The organism is Streptomyces sp. NPDC047706 (genome assembly GCF_043204795.1).
GTDB lineage: Bacteria > Actinomycetota > Actinomycetes > Streptomycetales > Streptomycetaceae > Streptomyces.
The window spans coordinates 1-17,076 of record NZ_JBIDCW010000036.1 but is presented as its reverse complement, the minus strand read 5'-3'; the positions used below and the strand labels follow the sequence as shown (position 1 = coordinate 17,076).

General features: G+C 72.3%; 12 protein-coding genes, 2 tRNA genes and 1 other RNA gene. 7 read left to right on the top strand and 8 right to left on the bottom strand.

What is annotated here, in order from left to right:
* Nucleotides 1-116 precede the first annotated feature (116 nt).
* From ACGF8A_RS31450 to ACGF8A_RS31430, 5 genes are all read left to right on the top strand, one after another.
* Complete coding sequence (locus ACGF8A_RS31450) at nt 117-1,076, top strand: ABC transporter ATP-binding protein (protein ID WP_393113667.1); 960 nt, start codon at nt 117-119, stop codon at nt 1,074-1,076.
* Nucleotides 1,073-1,837 (top strand): ABC transporter permease, encoded by a 765-nt coding sequence (locus ACGF8A_RS31445; protein WP_393113666.1) that lies wholly within the window; start codon nt 1,073-1,075, stop codon nt 1,835-1,837. The genes ACGF8A_RS31450 and ACGF8A_RS31445 overlap by 4 nt, the downstream gene beginning before the upstream one ends.
* Nucleotides 1,838-1,857: 20 nt before the next feature.
* Nucleotides 1,858-3,084: a sensor histidine kinase gene (locus ACGF8A_RS31440; protein WP_393113665.1), complete on the top strand. Its 1,227-nt coding sequence runs from the start codon at nt 1,858-1,860 to the stop codon at nt 3,082-3,084.
* Between the two features lie 5 nt (nt 3,085-3,089).
* Nucleotides 3,090-3,692 carry a response regulator gene (locus ACGF8A_RS31435; RefSeq protein ID WP_393113711.1) on the top strand — a complete coding sequence of 201 codons (603 nt, stop codon included), beginning with the start codon at nt 3,090-3,092 and terminating at the stop codon, nt 3,690-3,692.
* Between the two features lie 23 nt (nt 3,693-3,715).
* Nucleotides 3,716-3,788 (top strand) — tRNA-Gly (locus ACGF8A_RS31430).
* A 63-nt stretch (nt 3,789-3,851) separates the two neighbouring features.
* Here ACGF8A_RS31430 and ACGF8A_RS31425 read toward each other — a convergent pair.
* The 6 genes from ACGF8A_RS31425 to ffs all read right to left on the bottom strand — a co-directional run bounded on the left by ACGF8A_RS31425 (nt 3,852) and on the right by ffs (nt 13,477).
* Complete coding sequence (locus ACGF8A_RS31425) at nt 3,852-4,751, bottom strand: phosphoribosylaminoimidazolesuccinocarboxamide synthase (RefSeq protein ID WP_393113663.1); 900 nt, start codon at nt 4,749-4,751, stop codon at nt 3,852-3,854.
* A 111-nt stretch (nt 4,752-4,862) separates the two neighbouring features.
* Nucleotides 4,863-6,362: a N,N-dimethylformamidase beta subunit family domain-containing protein gene (locus ACGF8A_RS31420; RefSeq protein WP_393113662.1), complete on the bottom strand. Its 1,500-nt coding sequence runs from the start codon at nt 6,360-6,362 to the stop codon at nt 4,863-4,865.
* 360 nt (nt 6,363-6,722) lie between these two features.
* Complete coding sequence (locus ACGF8A_RS31415) at nt 6,723-9,068, bottom strand: hypothetical protein (protein ID WP_393113660.1); 2,346 nt, start codon at nt 9,066-9,068, stop codon at nt 6,723-6,725.
* A gap of 304 nt (nt 9,069-9,372) precedes the next feature.
* On the bottom strand, nt 9,373-10,626 hold the full coding sequence (gene purD, locus ACGF8A_RS31410; RefSeq protein WP_393113658.1) for a phosphoribosylamine--glycine ligase: 1,254 nt from the start codon (nt 10,624-10,626) through the stop codon (nt 9,373-9,375).
* A gap of 330 nt (nt 10,627-10,956) precedes the next feature.
* The gene (locus tag ACGF8A_RS31405) at nt 10,957-13,299 is read right to left on the bottom strand and encodes a DNA polymerase III subunit gamma and tau (protein ID WP_393113657.1); all 2,343 of its coding nucleotides are present in this window, start codon (nt 13,297-13,299) and stop codon (nt 10,957-10,959) included.
* Between the two features lie 83 nt (nt 13,300-13,382).
* An RNA gene (gene ffs / locus ACGF8A_RS31400) (signal recognition particle sRNA small type) lies at nt 13,383-13,477 on the bottom strand.
* A gap of 73 nt (nt 13,478-13,550) precedes the next feature.
* On the opposite strand from ffs, the gene ACGF8A_RS31395 reads away from it, so the two are divergent.
* Nucleotides 13,551-13,635: transfer RNA gene (locus tag ACGF8A_RS31395), tRNA-Ser, on the top strand.
* A gap of 91 nt (nt 13,636-13,726) precedes the next feature.
* On the opposite strand, the gene ACGF8A_RS31390 is transcribed toward ACGF8A_RS31395, so the two are convergent.
* On the bottom strand, nt 13,727-14,977 hold the full coding sequence (locus ACGF8A_RS31390) for a hypothetical protein (RefSeq protein ID WP_393113656.1): 1,251 nt from the start codon (nt 14,975-14,977) through the stop codon (nt 13,727-13,729).
* A gap of 726 nt (nt 14,978-15,703) precedes the next feature.
* On the opposite strand from ACGF8A_RS31390, the gene ACGF8A_RS31385 reads away from it, so the two are divergent.
* Nucleotides 15,704-16,345 carry a restriction endonuclease gene (locus ACGF8A_RS31385; RefSeq protein WP_393113655.1) on the top strand — a complete coding sequence of 214 codons (642 nt, stop codon included), beginning with the start codon at nt 15,704-15,706 and terminating at the stop codon, nt 16,343-16,345.
* Between the two features lie 91 nt (nt 16,346-16,436).
* Here ACGF8A_RS31385 and ACGF8A_RS31380 read toward each other — a convergent pair whose 3' ends face one another.
* Nucleotides 16,437-16,931, bottom strand: a complete 495-nt coding sequence (locus ACGF8A_RS31380) for a hypothetical protein (protein ID WP_393113654.1) — start codon at nt 16,929-16,931, stop codon at nt 16,437-16,439.
* Nucleotides 16,932-17,076: the final 145 nt, after the last annotated feature.

Here is a 17,076-nt window from a genome sequence, read left to right as displayed (position 1 = left end):
GGTCAATGACCGGGGCCTTCGGCGTTTTCCCCCTGCGCCGGGCGTCTGACATTTGTCATGCGCAGGCATGACAGCGCGCACTGCTTCCGGGCTTCTGCCGCCGTGATGCTGAAGGCATGAACACGAACGAGCACGAGCACGTGATTGAGGTCACCGACCTGAGGCGTGTCTACGGGGGCGGGTTCGAGGCGGTGCGCGGGATCACGTTCCACGTGAAACATGCCGAGGTCTTCGCGCTGCTGGGCACCAACGGGGCGGGCAAGACGTCGACCGTCGAACTGCTGGAAGGCCTCGCGGCACCGACCGGGGGCCGGGTGCGGGTGCTGGGGCACGATCCCTACGCCCAGCGGGCCGCCGTACGGTCGCGCACGGGGGTGATGTTGCAGGAGGGGGGCTTTCCCTCCGAGCTGACCGTCGTGGAGACCGTCCGGATGTGGGCGGGTTGTACGAGCGGGGCGCGGCCGGTGGACGAGGCGCTGGAGCTCGTCGGGCTCGGCCGGCGGTCCGGCGTCCGCGTGAAGCAGCTCTCCGGGGGTGAACGACGGCGGCTGGATCTGGCGCTGGCGCTGCTCGGCAGGCCCGAGGTGCTGTTCCTGGACGAGCCGACGACCGGGCTGGACGCCGAAGGGCGCCGGGACACCTGGGAGTTGGTGCGGGAGCTGCGGGACGCCGGGACGACGGTCCTGCTGACCACGCACTACCTGGAGGAGGCCGAGGGCCTGGCCGACCGGCTGGCGATCCTGCACAAGGGGCGGATCGCGGCGGCCGGCACGCCCGCCGAGGTGACGGCGTCCCAGCCGGCCCGGATCTCCTTCGAGCTGCCGGACGCCTACCACCTCGGAGATCTACCGGCCCTCGCTGAGCTGGGGGTCGTCGGCCACGAGGTGCACGGGCGGACCGTACGGCTGCGCACGCACGAGGTGCAGCGGACGGCCACCGAAGTACTGGTGTGGGCCCGGGGCGCCGGGGTCGAACTGCGCGGGCTCGATGTGCGATGCGCCTCGCTGGAGGAGGCCTTCCTGCAGATCGCCGGGCGGATGTCCACAGCGGAGAAGGAGGAGGTGGCGGCCGTATGACCACGGTCACCGGACGGATGAACGCCCTCGCACGGGCGGAGCTGACGCTGCTGGGACGGAGCCGGGCGACACTCGTCACGGCCGTGCTCGTGCCGCTGTTGCTTCCGCTGAGCGTGCGGGCGGCGATCGACGGAATGGATCTCGCGGACGCCGGGCTCACGGTGGGGACCGTCCTGCTGCCCGCCGCGATCGGGTTCTCCCTGCTCTTCGCGGTGTACGCGGCGCTCACCAATGTCTATGTGGTGCGACGTGAGGAGCTGGTGCTCAAGCGGTTGCGCACCGGTGAGCTGCGGGACGCGGAGATCCTCGTCGGGGCCGCGTTGCCGGCCTCCGGCATCGGGCTGGCGCAGTGCGTGCTGCTGGCGGCCGGCAGCACGGTCGTTCTCGACCTCGGGGCGCCGCCCGCGCCGCATCTCGCGGTGGCCGGTGTGCTGTTGGGGCTGGTGCTGTGCGGGGCGCTCGCCGCGGTCACGGCCACGTTCACCAGAACCGCCGAGAGCGCCCAGGTGACCAGCCTGCCGATGATGTTCGTGTCCATGCTCGGCTCGGGTGTGACCGTGCCCCTGGAGGTGCTGCCCGACCGGCTGGCCGCGGTGTGCGAGCTGCTGCCGCTGACGCCCGCCGTCACGCTGGTCCGCGGGGGATGGACCGGGAACCTGCCGGCGTCCGAGGCCCTCGGCGCCATGGCGGTCGCGCTGGTCTGGATCGCCGTCGCCGTGTTTGCTGTACGGCGATGGTTCCGCTGGGAACCGCGACGCTGACGGAGGGAAGGGGCAGGCAGGTGTCAAGGCCGGGGAGCTGGTGGCGGGGGAAGAGCACGCCGGCGAAGGTGGAGACGTACACGCGGTGGTCGTTCCACTTCTTCGCGGTGATCGAGTTCCTCACGGCCGGGCTTCCCGCCGTCGGCGCGGTGGGGCCGCGGCTCGGCGGCCTGCTGATGCTGGTGGTGGGCGCGCACTGCGCGATCGGCGCCGTGACCGCCTCGCGGGCGCTGGACTGGACCCGGGGTCGGCGTGAGCAGCCCGTGCGGCTGATGTGGACGCTCGCCGTGGTCACCGCGGCCTACGCCGTCGTGGCCCTGGCGGTCTCGGAGCACGGCCCGGACCGTGACGGCGTCGATTCCGCCGCGGGGTCGGTCTTCGGGGTCGTCGTGGTCTTCGGCGGCGGCATCATCGCGCTCGGGGTGCGTGACCGGCGGCGGGTGTTCGCGGTCGTCGGGGGCTTCGCGGTGGGCGCTGGACTCCTGGCGTACCCGATGCACGCGTCCGTGACCTCCGCGCTGGTCGTCTCGTTCGTCGTCCTGCTCGGCGCCGGGTTCCTCGCCTTCACCTCCGTCTTCTCTGTCTGGCTGCTCGACGCCGTCTACGAACTCGACGCCGCACGTGAGACGCGGGCGCGGCTCGCCGTGGCGGAGGAACGGCTGCGGTTCGGGCGGGACATGCACGACGTGATGGGACGCAACCTCGCCGTGATCGCGCTGAAGAGCGAGCTGGCCGTGCGGCTGACGCGGCGGGGGCGCGCCGAGGCGGTGGACCAGATGATCGAGGTGCAGCGGATCGCGCGGGAGTCCCAGCGCGAGGTGCGCGATGTCGTCCGCGGATACCGGGAGGCCGACCTCGGCGTCGAACTCGCCGGTGCGCACGGCGTGCTGACGGCCGCCGGGATCTCCTGCGAGGTGTCCGGGGAGGACGCGGCGGCGGGGCTGCCGGGCGAGGTCCAGTCGGCGCTGGGGTGGGTGGTGCGGGAGGCCACCACCAATGTGCTGCGGCACGGGGATGCCGCGTTGTGTGTGGTGAGGCTGCGGGTGACCGAGGGGCGTGTGGTGCTGACGGTGGAGAACAACGGGGCTGCCGGGACCGCCGGTGGCGGAGGGGGATCCGGGCTGGCGGGGTTGCGGGAGCGGCTGGCGGCGGTCGACGGGACGTTGGAGGCCGGGCCCGCCGGGCGGGGGCTGTTCCGGGTGGTGGCCGAGGTGCCGCTGGCGGCCTCCGTGCAAGAGGTGGCGTAGTGACGGTGCGCGTGCTGCTCGCCGACGACGAGCATCTGATCCGGGGGGCGCTGGCCGCCCTGCTGTCGCTGGAGGACGACCTGATGGTGGTCGCCGAGGCGGCGAGCGGGCCCGAGGCGCTGGCGATGGCGCGGGCGCACGAACCCGACGTGGCCGTGCTGGATCTCCAGATGCCCGGCGCCGACGGTGTGAAGGTCGCCACATCGCTCCGGGCCGAACTGCCCGGCTGCAGGACGCTGATCGTCACCAGCCACGGCCGGCCGGGGCATCTGAAGCGGGCGCTGGCGGCAGGCGTGCGGGGGTTCGTGCCGAAGACGGTCAGCGCGCAGCGGCTCGCGGAGATCATCCGCACCGTCCACGCCGGGAACCGGTACGTCGACCCGGAGTTGGCCGCCGATGCCATCTCCGCCGGGGACTCGCCGCTCACCGCGCGGGAGGCCGAGGTGCTGGAGCTGGCCGCCGACGGGGCCCCGGTCGCCGAGGTCGCCGAGCGGGCGGCGCTCTCCCCGGGGACCGTGCGGAACTATCTGTCGTCGGCCGTGTCCAAGCTCGGGGTGGAGAACCGGCATGCGGCTGTCCGTCTCGCCCGCGAGCGGGGTTGGGTATAGTTGCTGTCGCGCCACGGCGCACTGCGGACGTAGCTCAGTTGGTAGAGCGCAACCTTGCCAAGGTTGAGGTCGCGAGTTCGAGCCTCGTCGTCCGCTCTGGACAAGCCCCCCGGTTCCGGCCGGGGGGCTTCTTCGTCTTCTGCCGGGCCTTTCATCCGGCTACGACCAGCTGAGGCCCGTCAGACGCTCGTACGCCTCCACGTACTTGGCCCGGGTCGCCTCGACGACGTGCCGCGGCAGCGCCGGCGGGGGCTGCTCGGCTGCCCGGTCCCAGCCGGACTCGGCCGAGGTCAGCCAGTCACGGACGTACTGCTTGTCGTACGACGGCTGCGAACGGCCCGGCTCCCACCGGTCGGCCGGCCAGAAGCGGGAGGAGTCGGGGGTGAGGACCTCGTCGGCGAGGACGAGGTCCTCACCGTCGAAGCCGAACTCGAACTTGGTGTCCGCGAGGATGATCCCCCGGTCGCGGGCGATGTCGCGGGCGCGCTGATAGACGGCGAGGGTGGCCTGGCGCAGCTGGGCGGCGGTCTCGGCGCCGACCTGACGGGCGACCTCCTCGTAGGAGACGTTCTCGTCGTGCTCGCCGACCTCCGCCTTGGTGGCCGGGGTGAAGATCGGGGCGGGGAGCTCGGAGCCGTCGACAAGGCCTTCGGGGAGAGCGAGGCCGCAGACCGTGCGGGACTCGGCATACTCGGCCAGGCCGGAGCCGGTGAGGTAGCCGCGGGCCACGCACTCCACGGGGACCATCCGCAGTGACTTGCAGATCAGGGTGCGGCCCGCCCAGTCGGCGGGGGCGCCCGGCGGGAGTTCGGTGCTCAGGACATGACTGGGGACCAGGTCGGCGAGCTGGTCGAACCACCACAGCGACAGCTGGGTGAGGACGCGGCCCTTGTCGGGGATCTCGGTCGGCAGCACCCAGTCGTAGGCGGAGATGCGGTCGCTGGCGACCATCACGAGGTCGCCCGCCTCGTTCCGGTACAGCTCTCGCACCTTGCCGGTGTGCAGATGCACCAGGCCGGGGACCTCGGTCGGCTCGGGCTTTTCGACGAATCCGGACACGGTTCCTCCCCGTGGTTCTGTCCAAGTGGGTCGATTCTCCCGTATGCCGGGCTGGGCGCGGACAGCGGGTCAGGGGGCGTGGTGACCGGTCGCGCCGGGCGGCCGGACCGGTCACTCACGTTTGCAGATGCGGTCCAGGAGGTTCGCGGTGGCCCGCTGGACGCGGGCGTCCACATGGCCGGGCCGGTCCAGTGCCGGGGACCACGCGAACGTTCCGGCGGCGAAGACCAGGGCACCGGAAGGGGCGCGGTAGAGGGACGTCTCCTGATGGCGCAGGACGCCCTCGCTGTCGGTGTACGGGGAGTGGGCGAGCAGGATGCGCTCGTCGTGGTCGGGCAGCGGGGTGCGCGGGAAGTAGCGGTCGGCCTCTCCGGCCACGAGGCCCTCGATCTCGTCGCCCTCGTGCGCGCCGGTCGCCTCCCACAGCCAGTGGCCGGCGTTGCGGACGATCAGCGGACGCGGTTCGGGGACCCGGCCCGCGTACTGGATGCCGATCAGCTGCTGCTCCGGGCGGTCGATCTCCCGCCACAGCACCGGCCTGCCCGGACCCTTGCGTTTGCGGCAGGTCAGGAGCCGGTTCGGGGTGCCGGACGGGGACGGGCCCAACTCCACCTGCCAGTACATGCAGTTGGAGGAGAGGAAGACGAGGGACGTGCCGTGCTCGCGGGCCAGCTCCGCCGTGCGGCGCATGTGCGTGGACCAGTACTCGTCGTGGCCCGGGAAGACCAGGCCCCGGTACCGGGCGGGATCGACGCGCCCGGCGTGCAGGTCGCGTGCGTCCGCGTAGGCCAGGTCGTAGCCGTAGCGCTCGGCCCAGCGGATGAAGTCGTAGGCGTGGCCCACGTGCAGGGGCAGGCCCGCGCCGGCGTACGGCCGGTCGAAGGAGACGGTCGTCGCGGCGTCGGACTCGCCGAGCAGCCGGCCGTTCTCGTCCCAGGCGTGGTAGAAGCTCGCCCCGGTGCGGCCGTCCTCGGGATAGAGGTTGTACGCCTGCCAGGTGACGTCCGGCAGCACCAGCAGCAGGTCGGCCGGGTGGTCGTTGCGGACCGTGAAGGGCACGTGGGACCGGTAGCCGTCGGCGGTGGTGAGGACCGCGACGTATGCGCCCGCACTCCAGTACGACGGGATCTGCAGCCGCCACGACAGCCACCAGTGGTGGCAGGAGACCGTGCGATCGGCGGTCAGCGGTGGGGGCTGGACGATGCCCGAGAGGCGAGGGCTGGTGGTGATCTTGGCCGCGCCGTGGCCGCCGTAGTGGCCGATGCGGTAGATGTCGACGGCGAATTCCTGGGGCGGGTCGACGGTCACGTGGAAGTCCACGGCCTCGCCGGGAGCCACCGCGCCGGTGGAGATGAAGCCCTTGATCTGGCGGCGCACGTCGTCGGCGGCCCGTGGTCCGCCGGAGCGGGGGCCGGGGACACGGGAGGCGGCGCCGCCGGGAGGCTGCCGGGCGCCGGGGACCGGGTCCACGTACCAGGGGACGACTTGTCCGGTGTCGTCGAAGTACGTCTCGCTGCCGCGCAGCCAGGGGAGCGGGCCCTGGCCGAAAGGATCCGTCACCGCGTGTGCCAGGGCTCCCGACTCCCAGCGGCGAATCTGCTCCGACCCCATGGTCGCTTCCCCTCCCTCGGCGCCGTTCGTTTCCGGTGGTGCGGTCGCTCTCCGGCGGTGGTGAGCGCGCTGTGGCGCGGCACGGTGCGGCCGTCTTACCGCGACTGTCCTATGTCGAGTGCGTTTGCCATGTGCGCGTTCAGTACCCAGCACATCACATTACGCACGGACTCCGTCACTGTTCGTTTCGAATTGACCGAAAGCGGAAGCGATGGCTCCGCGGGAGGTGGGGCGGAGGGCCGGAGCTTCGGCGGCCGGAGCCTGGGTGACTGGGTGGCTGGGTGGCTGGAGCTCGGACGCGCCGGAGCCTCGGCGGCTGAGCTCGGACGGGATGCGCCGGTGACCGAGGGCCGGCCGGGCTCAGACGAGCCGCACGGGTTTCTCCGGGCGTATCCCGACCTCGGCCAGCCAGGCTCTCAGCGGGGCCGGGTCGCCGTCCTCTATGAGGCTCAGGACCCGAGGGGTCAGGTCGGCGGCCCGTTCGCCCTTGACCAGGAGGGACGGGCCGTCGAGCCAGTCCAGGCCGGGGGTGGCGCCTGCGGTGTCCATCGCGGCGCAGCAGACCATCGCCGTGACGTGATCGGCGAGCAGCTCGCGGGGGGTGCGCGGGGGCTGGAGCGGGAAGAGGGGGAGGGCGCCGTCGTCCCAGAGGGCGTCGGGGGTGAGGACGGGCACGGTTGCGCGCGGTGGGGTGCCGGTCGCCTCCTCGCGGGCGAGTTCAGCGCGGAGGCCCGCGGCAAGGGCGGCGCTGCGGGGGTCGGAGGGGGCAAGGTCCTCCGGGTCGTCCGGGTCCATCAGGGTCTCCGGGTCGTCCAAGTTCTCCAGGTCGACGATGTCATGCAGTGCTTTGAGGTCGGTTGGGTCTGTGGGGGCTGCCGGGTCCTTGGGCGTTGTGGGGGGTGTGGGGGGTGTGGGGGGTGTGGGGGCTGCTGGGTGCATTGGGACTATGGGGTCTGCGAAGTCTCCGGCGGTGGTGGGGGTCCTGAGGCCTTCGGGGTTTTCGAGGGAGCAGAGGTTTTCCCGGTCGGTGCAGGGGGCTGGGGCGGCGTCCAGGGCCGAGGCCGGGTCGGTGGGGGCCGGGCCTGTGACCGGGGCCGTCCCGATGCCCGAGGTCTGGTCTGTGGCCTGGGTCGGGTCCGCGTCCGACGACGGGTCGGTGGCCGCGGCGGCGTCTGTGGCCTGGGTCGGGTCCGCGTCCGACGACGGGTCGGTGGCCGAAGCCGGGGCCGGGGCCGGGGGCGGGGCCGAGGGCGGAGATGAGGTCGGGTCGGTGGCCGAGGGCGGAGACGTGGCCGGGGACGAGGTTGGGTCTGTGTCAGGGGCGGCCGGGGTGGCGGGACCGGTGGGGGGGTGTGCGTTCCGGAGCGTGGCCGGGGGCGCTGATGTGCTGCCCGGTGCGTCGTGGTCCTCGAGGTCCGAGGTGGGGGCCGGGTCCGTCAAGTGGTTCAGGACTCGGGCCAGGGTCGGGCCATGGTCGGTGTCGCGGGTGGTGCGGCGTACGCCGAGGGTGTCCAGGACGCGGTGGAGGCGGGCCGCGTCGGTGCGCCACTTGCGGTCCACGACCTCGTCCGGATACTCCTGCCAGGCCACCGGCGACCAGTCGGGGCCGGACTCCGCCGGACCCCCGTGGAAGAGGCGGGCGGCGAGCAGCGAGGTGGCTTCGTCCACCAGGCCGGGCTCTTCGAGCAGGTCGCACGCGGGGCGCTCGCCGAGCCGGGAGGCGAAGCCCTCGGCCAGGCGGTCACGCCGGGACAGCTCGGTGAGGGCCGCGACGACGCCCGCGTCCAGCCGTGACGGCCAGCGGCCCATGCGCCAGGCGGGCAGCGCGACCCGGGTGAGCAGGCGGTCCCAGCCGGCGTAGGCGAGCCCCACCTGCTCCTGCGCGACGATTCGCAGCCCGTAGTCCACAGCCTGTGCACGCTCGGCCGCCGCGGCGGCGACCCCGCGCTCCATCTCGGCCGCGTGCTCCCGGCAGCTGCGCAGCAGCACGCGGGCCAGCCGGCCGGCGCCCGCGTACACCGTACGGATCGCTGGTCCGCGGCCCGGCGCCGCGGCCACGGCGACCGCCGCGTCCAGGGCCCGTACGAAGCGCCGGGCGGCGGCTATGTCGGGGTGTGCCGAGGGTCCCGTACCGGCGACGACCGGGGCGAGGACCGCGCGCAGTTCGCCGACGCGCATCCACCACAGGAAGGGGGAGCCGATGACCAGAACGGGGCTGGCCGTCGTACGGCGATGGCCGTGCCGTCGGTCGGGACCCGCCGTCCCGTCGCGGTCGTCCGGCCGGGCAGGGGGCCCGTGGGACGGATGGGTGCGGTCCTCCAGCCAGCTGTCGCAGTCCGGGGTGAGCGCTATGGCGGAGGGGGCAGGGACGTCGAGGCGGTCGGCGAGGTCGCGCACCAGCCGGTACAGGTCGGGGGCGGCCGCCTCGGCGATCGGGACCGTGGGGCTCATGGCGGGGCGGGCGCGGGCGAGGAGCAGCGCGAAGCCGCCGGCGGCCAGCAGCACGAGGAGCGCTACCGCGCTCACCGCCCAGCGGGCGCCGTCCCACCCCCTGCCTGCGAGATGGCCGGTGGAACCGCCCGCCAGCAGGACCACGGCCACGGCCGCGGGCAGCACGGCGACGGCGAGCGCCCTGCTGCGGACCCGCAGCACGGCCAGCGCGCGGGCACGCGCCGTCAGTGTCCCTGTCTCCACACCGATGCCCATCACGTCCGGACCTCACCCCCTCCCGTCCTGGCATTGCTGGCTGTCCTGGCGTTGCTCACTCCCCCACTGTGGCACCCACCACTGACATCGCAATGCCGGTGGGCCAAGTGCCGGAACGCTTGCGCCGCACCCTAGTTGGGGCCCCGGCCCCCGTCAGCCGGATAGGACATCGGTCACTCGATGGAATGGCTCTGGGGAAAGGTGTATGACGCAGGGCAAGGATCAGGCCCCGGATCCGAGAGGAATCCGGGGCCTGCGGAGTGCCTGGTCAGGCGGCTGGCGAGGGGCAGGGGCGAGGTTCGGGCTAGGCGCCCGTCGCCGCCTTCGCCGCGATGTCCGTCCGGTGCTGGGAGCCGTCCAGGTGGACGCGGGTGACGGCGCGGTACGCCCGTTCGCGGGCCTCGGTGAGATCGCCGCCCGTCGCGGTGACGGACAGGACCCGGCCGCCCGCGCTGACGACGCTGTCGCCGTCCCGCCGCGTGCCCGCGTGCAGGACGTAGGCGTGCGGGGCGTCCTGCGCGGCCACCGCGTCGAGGCCGGTGATCGGGTCGCCCGTACGGGGGGTGCCGGGGTAGTTGTGCGAGGCGATGACGACGGTGACGGCCGCGTCGTCGCTCCAGCGGAGGGGTTCGAGGCTCGCGAGGTTGCCGGTGGCGGCGGCCATCAGGATGCCCGCGAGGGGGGTCTTCAGGCGGGCCAGGACGACCTGGGTCTCCGGGTCGCCGAAACGGGCGTTGAACTCGATGACCCGTACGCCCCGGCCGGTGATCGCCAGACCGGCGTAGAGGAGGCCGGAGAAGGGGGTGCCGCGGCGGCGCAGCTCGTCGACGGTGGGCTGGAGCACGCTCCGCAGGACGTCGTCCACGAGCTTCGGGTCGGCCCAGGGCAGCGGGGAGTACGCGCCCATGCCGCCGGTGTTCGGGCCCTCGTCGTTGTCGAGCGCGCGCTTGAAGTCCTGGGCCGGCTGGAGCGGGACGACCGCGTCACCGTCGGTCACCGCGAAGAGGGAGACCTCGGGGCCGTCAAGGTACTCCTCGATGACGACCCGGTCACAGGCGGCGGCGTGCGCCCTCGCGGCGTCGAGGTCGGCGGTCACGACGACGCCCTTGCCCGCGGCGAGGCCGTCGTCCTTGACGACGTACGGCGGGCCGAAGGCGTCGAGGGCCTCGTCGGCCTCCGCTTCCGTCGTACAGACGTACGAGCGGGCGGTCGGGACCCCTGCTGCGGCCATGACGTCCTTGGCGAACGCCTTGGAGCCCTCCAGTCGCGCGGCCTCCTTGGAGGGGCCGAAGACGGCGATGCCCGCCTCACGCACGGCGTCCGCGACCCCCGCGACCAGCGGGGCCTCCGGGCCCACGACCACCAGGTCGGCGCCGAGCCGTTCGGCAAGGGCGGTCACGGCCGCGCCGTCCAGCGCGTCGACCGGGTGCAGCTCGGCCACCTCGGCGATGCCGGCGTTGCCGGGGGCGCAGTGCAGCGCGGTGACTGCGGGGTCGAGGGACAGGGAACGGCACAGGGCGTGTTCGCGGGCGCCGGTACCGATGACGAGGACCTTCACGGGGTCAGCCTAACGGGAGCGGGCGGGGCGGGTTTGTGGGGGATGCCCAAGGAGGGGAGGGCGAGGCGTTGTGCGTTTCTCCGAAGGGGGCGGCCACCGGACATCGCGTCGAGCCGCCGCTCTCAGGCCGCCGCCGCTCTGCGATCAGCCGGGGCAAGGTACGCGGCTTCCGGTCTCCGGTCTCCGGTCTCCGGTCTCAGACAACGGGCCGCAGCTTCCGGCCCCTGATTCCCGGCCCCCTGACTCCCGGCCCTCTGACTCCCGGCCCCCTGATTCCCCGGTCCTCGGGCCTCGGGCCTCGGGCCTCGCAGGCTCCCGCGGCGGTGCGCCTCAGTCGTTCGAGAACTCGTCCATCACCGTCGCCCCCAGCTCCCGCACGATCAGTTCCTGGCCGGAGAGGGCCGACTCGTCCAGGTCGGGGTCGTCGTCCTCGGGGACGTCGTCCTCGATGGAGACGGGTGGCGGTTCCGGCGCGGAGGGCCGCGCAGGGGTGTGGGTGGGAACGGCCGCCGCAGCGGGTGACGCACCGGCCTGGGCGGGCGCGGCCGAGGTGGGCTGCGTGGGCGCCGGGCGCTGGGCGGTCGTGGCACCGCCGCCGGTGCCCGCCTGCGTGCCGCCGCCGTAGCCACCGTTCGCGGCGCCACCAGCGCCGTGACCCGTGGCGCCGCCTCCGCCGCCGTGGCCGCCGGACGTCCCGCCGCCGTATCCGCCTCCGCCGCCGCTGCCCGGCGGCGGGGGAACCGAGCCGCCGCCCGAGGGGTCGACGAGGGCCTCGATCTTCCAGTGGACGTTGAACTGCTCGGCCAGTGCCTGCCGCAGTACGTCCTCGCTGCCGCTGCTCGCGAAGTTGTCGCGGGCGCCGACGTTGACGAAGCCGAGTTGGAGGGTGGTGCCGTCGAAGCCCGCGATCTGGGCGTTCTGGCTCAGGAGGATCCAGGTGAAACGGCGGCGGTTCTTCACCGCTTCGAGGATGTTCGGCCAGAGGGAACGGGGGTCGAGGCCGCCTCCCGGGGGCGGGGAGGCCGGCGGGGCCGACGCGGGCGTGGGTGTGGGCGCCGGTGCGGGTGCCTGGGGGGCGGGAACAGGAGCCGTCGAGGCGCGGGCGCCGCCGGGGGGCGCGGCCGTGGGCCAGCCACCGGGGCGCCGGGTGGCGCCGGAACCGGCGGGAGCGGCGGTGGGCCAGGCGCCGGGCGCGGCCGGGGCGGAGGGCTGTGCCGGGGGTGCGGTGGGCGCGGGGGCCGAGGGCGGCTGCGGGGCGGGCTCGCCCGTGCCGGGGGCCGCGGGGGCGCCCTGACCGCCGGGGTGTACGTCACCCCGCTGGTCGCCGGGGCCGGACGGGCCCCCGCCCGGCTCCGGCGTACCGCCGCCCGAGGCCCGTACGGCGGCTCGGGCGGCCGCGACTCCAGCGCCCGGCGGAACGGGCGCACCGGTGGCCGAGCCCGCGGGCGCTCCCGCGTGCACGTCGGGCCCGGGCACGTACCCCATGGCGGGCGCGCCGGCGCCCGTGGAGAAGCTCACGCCCCGCTCCAGGCGGTCGAGGCGGGCCATCGTCGAACGTTCGTCGCCGTAGGCCGCCGGCAGCAGTACGCGCGCGCAGATCAGCTCGAGTTGCAGGCGGGGGGAGGTGGCGCCGCGCATCTCGGTCAGGCCCTCGTTGACGAGGTCGGCGGCGCGGCTCAGCTCGGCGGGGCCGAACGTGCCCGCCTGGGCCTGCATCCGCTCCAGCACATCGGCGGGGGCGTCGATGAGCCCCTTCTCGACGGCGTCCGGAACGGCCGCGAGGATGACCAGGTCCCGCAGCCGCTCCAGCAGGTCCGCGACGAAGCGGCGCGGGTCGTTGCCGCCCTCGATCACGCGGTCGACGACCTCGAAGGCGGCGGCGCCGTCACCCGTGGCGAACGCCTCGACGACGGAGTCGAGCAGGGAACCGTCCGTGTAGCCCAGCAGCGACGTGGCCATGGCGTACGTCACACCGTCCGCACCGGCGCCGGCGAGCAGCTGGTCCATGACGGACATGGAGTCACGTACGGATCCGGCTCCGGCCCGCACGACGAGCGGCAGGACACCGTCTTCGACCGGGATGTCCTCCTGGCGGCACACCTCGCCGAGGTAGTCCCGCAGGGTCCCGGGGGGCACCAGGCGGAACGGGTAGTGGTGCGTACGCGACCGGATGGTCCCGATGACCTTCTCGGGCTCGGTGGTGGCGAAGATGAACTTCAGGTGCTCCGGGGGCTCCTCGACGACCTTGAGGAGTGCGTTGAAACCGGCCGACGTGACCATGTGGGCCTCGTCGATGATGTAGATCTTGTAGCGGCTGCCCGCGGGCCCGAAGAAGGCCTTTTCCCGCAGCTCACGGGCGTCGTCCACACCACCGTGCGAAGCGGCGTCGATCTCGATGACGTCGATCGAACCGGGGCCGTTGCGCGCGAGGTCCTGGCACGACTGGCACTCACCGCACGGCGTCGGCGTCGGCCCCTGCTCGCAGTTCAGGCAGCGGGCCAGGATCCGGGCGCTGGTCGTCTTGCCGCAGCCACGCGGACCGCTGAACAGGTACGCGTGATTGACCCGGTTGTTCCGCAGCGCCTGCTGCAGCGGGTCGGTTACATGCTCCTGCCCGATGACCTCGGCGAACGACTCCGGGCGATAGCGGCGGTACAGCGCGAGAGACGACACGCCTACGAGGTTATAGGCGGCCACCGACAACGGGATCCGCCCGGGAACCGAGGGTCTGCGGGATCCTCCGAGACCCCGGACACGCAAACGCCCCCCACGCACCCGCCAGAGCCGACCTACCCTTGCTGCCTTCCGGCCCTGGGGGAGTTCAGTCAGATAGCGCCGCGTGAGGGGCTTCGCACAGCCTACCTGATGCTGAGGTGCGGGAACGAGTTCGCGAGCACTCCTCTCGGTCATGTAATGTTTCCGGCGGAGGATTCGCCTAGAGGCCTAGGGCGCACGCTTGGAAAGCGTGTTGGGGGCAACCCCTCACGAGTTCGAATCTCGTATCCTCCGCAGCCGCCCACCTGGGCAAACGAAGGCTCCGACCGGATCACGGTCGGAGCCTTCGTCATTGCTTGGTTGCAGTTTTGGTTGCAGTCTCTGGTTACCACCCGTTGAGGACGGCCCGGCACCCGCGGCAGTACATCGCTGCGTACCGCCCGTACCTGCGCATCAGCTGACCGCACCCGGCGCACGGCCCCAGCTCCCACGTCGGGCATCCCAGCGCGGCGGAGGCGGCGGCCCGCTCGACTGGGGTGATCCGCATCGGATCACGAGAGCCCTGCACCGGCATGCGGGGAAGGGTGATGCCACCAGTCGGCTGACCGAGGTCACGGATGAGCCGGGTGTCGCTGACGAACCGGCCTTCTTCTCCTGCCCGGCAGGCGCGGTCGATCTCCTGCTCGGCGAAGGTGATCACGTCGTCGTCCTCTTCGGCCGTGGCTCGGAGTAGAGGGGTCCGTTCACCGACGATCTCCTCCCACAGCATCCGGTCGCCCGCCGACACCCACATGTGCCGACCAGCCCGGCCGTTGCCGCGGCTGGGCACGTAGACCGGGACGCTCTCCCCCGTGGCGCTCTGCAAGACCAGATCTTCGATGTAGACCGGCTTCTTCTCAGGCACGCACAGCGCGGGCACGAACCAGTCGGCGTGAATCGCGCCACAGTGACCGGCACCCTCGCTGACGAGGCAATGGCGGTCGCTGCTCGGCACGCACTTCCAGACCTCCAGGTGGCGGTACCCGCCGCGGATCACCATCTCCTTGCCGTCGGCGATGTCCTTCCACGGCATGTCGTCGACGCGCGCCCACGGCGCACGGTCGATCAGGGAAGCCGTCCGGTCCTTCGCCACCCACAAGGGCGTGATGCCGTACTCCACAGCATTGACCGAGCGCCGGTGCACGCTGCTGGGGCTGACGTGGTGGTACTGGATCTCCCAGCCGATCCGTGTACCGCTGGGCCCGGTGACGACGGCGTCGGTTACGCTCCGCCGGTTGGCTACGGGAACCTCAGCCTCGGAATCCAGCCCATACCGCGCGGCGGTCTCGACAACGCGCTCCTTCGTGGCCTTGTGCTGAGCGCTCTCCGCCGGGGTCGGCTTGTGTGTGACCGGCAGGTGAGAGGCAACCAGGGGCCTTCGGCCGCCTACCCGGCCTCGGCGGATGAACATCCATGGAGGCTTTCCCCCTGTCTCCGACTGACACTCCCGCCCCTCGTGGTGCGCCAGGCATTCCAGCAGTTGCGGGTCGCGGTCGGTGATGCTCGCGGTGATCTCGCCGAGCAGCTCCGGACGGCCCGGATGCCCGAGATCGGGTAACGACAGATTGATCTCTATGCCATATCCGGTGTGCCACACCCCGTTAGCCATTCCTCCACGATAGGAACGTCCACTGACACTCAACAGGGCGCGCACCCGGGGAACATGGCGGGGGCAGGCCAGCCCCCTTGCACGGCCCTGCAGCGCGGTGTGAGGGCCGCATCAGCAACGGGCCCTCGCACGGAGATCAGCCGGCGTTCTCCTCATCGTTCAGGAGTCGCATCGCGTAAACCTGTTCCTCGGGGTGCCGTGCCAGCCGCGCCATCACCCAGGCAGTGCGAGCGTCCATGCCTGGCCCGAACTCGGCGGCCAGGCGGCGGGCCTGCCACGTCGTCCGAGGTGCTAACACCCGGCGCGCGAGCGGGAAGCGTACGCAGCCGGTGCCGACTGCCGTCCTTCCTGTCGGCATGCGGCCACTCACCGAGGAGGGGTCGGGTCCGCCTGGTGCGTGCGATGTCGAGTCGGCCACCCGGCGAGTGTCGCGGCGCAATCGGCCTCTACGGAGGCGATCGGGCCGGTGACCACCGGAAAGAGCGGCGGACGTGGCTGTCGTTGACGTCCGAGGTGGTCGTGTCGTCCACCGGTACCGGGCCCACGTGGCCCTGTCGGGCAATCGGGATCCGGACATGGCCAACTTGCGCCCTTCTCGCGCTGCTTTGGGCTGATCAGACTGCGGTACACGGACCTGTGGGGGAGGCTTCGATCGTGGCTGGGCGTAGACGGGGTGCGGCTGCTCGCAGGCGGCGGGCGGCGCGGCTAAAGGCGGTGGCGGCCGGCGGTGGCCTGGTACTGGTCCTGCTGGTGGTGTTCTGGTCGGCCGTGTGGCCATACGTCACGGGCGCGTTGGTCCTTGGCGGCGTCGGTGCGGTGGGCTGGTGGCTGTGGCGTACAGACCGGCTCGTGCGTGGGCGGGACCGTCTGTGGCGGCAGGAAGAGGCGGTGAAGGCCGGGCACCGGACTCTCGCCGAGGTGGACGCGATGACCGGCACCGAGTTCGAGGACTTGGTCGCAAGCCTGTGCCGACGCGACGGGTGCACAGAGGTCCGGCGGGTGGGCGGTGCCAACGATAACGGCGCCGACGTCGTCGGCCGTCTCCCGGACGGGCGGACCATAGTGATCCAGTGCAAGCGCTATGCGCCGAGCAGCACGATCGCGAGTCGCGAATTGCGCGATCTGCTGGGTGCCAAGGTGCACTTCGGGGCCGACCTGGCGGTGTTCGTGACGACCACGCGCTTCAGCCGGCCCTCCGAGAGGTTCGCGGTGCAGCACGGCATCCTCGCCGTGCACCGCGATCACCTCGGCTTGTGGAACAACGGGGCCTCCCTACTGTCCCTGAGCGAGGTGAACGGCCGCGGCCAGGGAGACGCTCGACACCGGGCGCGCTGGAAGCGGGCGTACGGGAGATGACCGGCCTCGCGGGTGTGCGAGGCCGGTCTTGCAGGACGTTTTGCAGTGTGGCCTCAGGTTGCGTCGACATCGCTTGTCGACGGCGGCGCGGTTACACGCGGGCGGGTACGCCGGCCAGGCCGTCGTCACCATCCTCGCCGTCTTCGGCGCGTTTCTTGCGATCGCGTGCTCCGTCCAGGCTGTCGAGGCTGCCGCGTAGGAAGTCCGCGAGGGTGCTGGCGGTCTCCGCACCGGCTGAGGCACCGGGTAGGCCCTCGATACGCAGGCCGGAGGTCGTGTGGGCGACGGAGTAGCCCAGTTCCTGGAGGATGCCGGTGAGTGCGTGGTGCACGGAGGCACGTGTGCTGCGGTGCAGGAGGCCGGCGCGTCCGTCGGCCAGTCCTTCGGTCTGTTCGCGTGCCGCGGCTGAGCGTGCGGTAGTGGAGACGAACCACTCCAGTGATGCGGCCCTCGTGCCGGCTGACGAGATCAGCACGCCGACGGCTTGAGTGCGGTCGTCTGTTTCTGCGACGGGGAGCCCCATGCCTTTGCAGAGGGTCTCCAGTTCGGTCGCGATGTGGTTGCCGTCGTGACGGTGGGCGCCCATGAGGGGAAAACTTGTCAGGACTTACTGAGCTGTTCCCAGTAACCGTCGGATACCGTCCGTGAGCACGAGGCGCGTCGCGCGATCCGCGGTATCCCCAAGTCCGGGCAGGCGTAAGGCCCCTGGTAGGAACGATCTTGCGACAGAA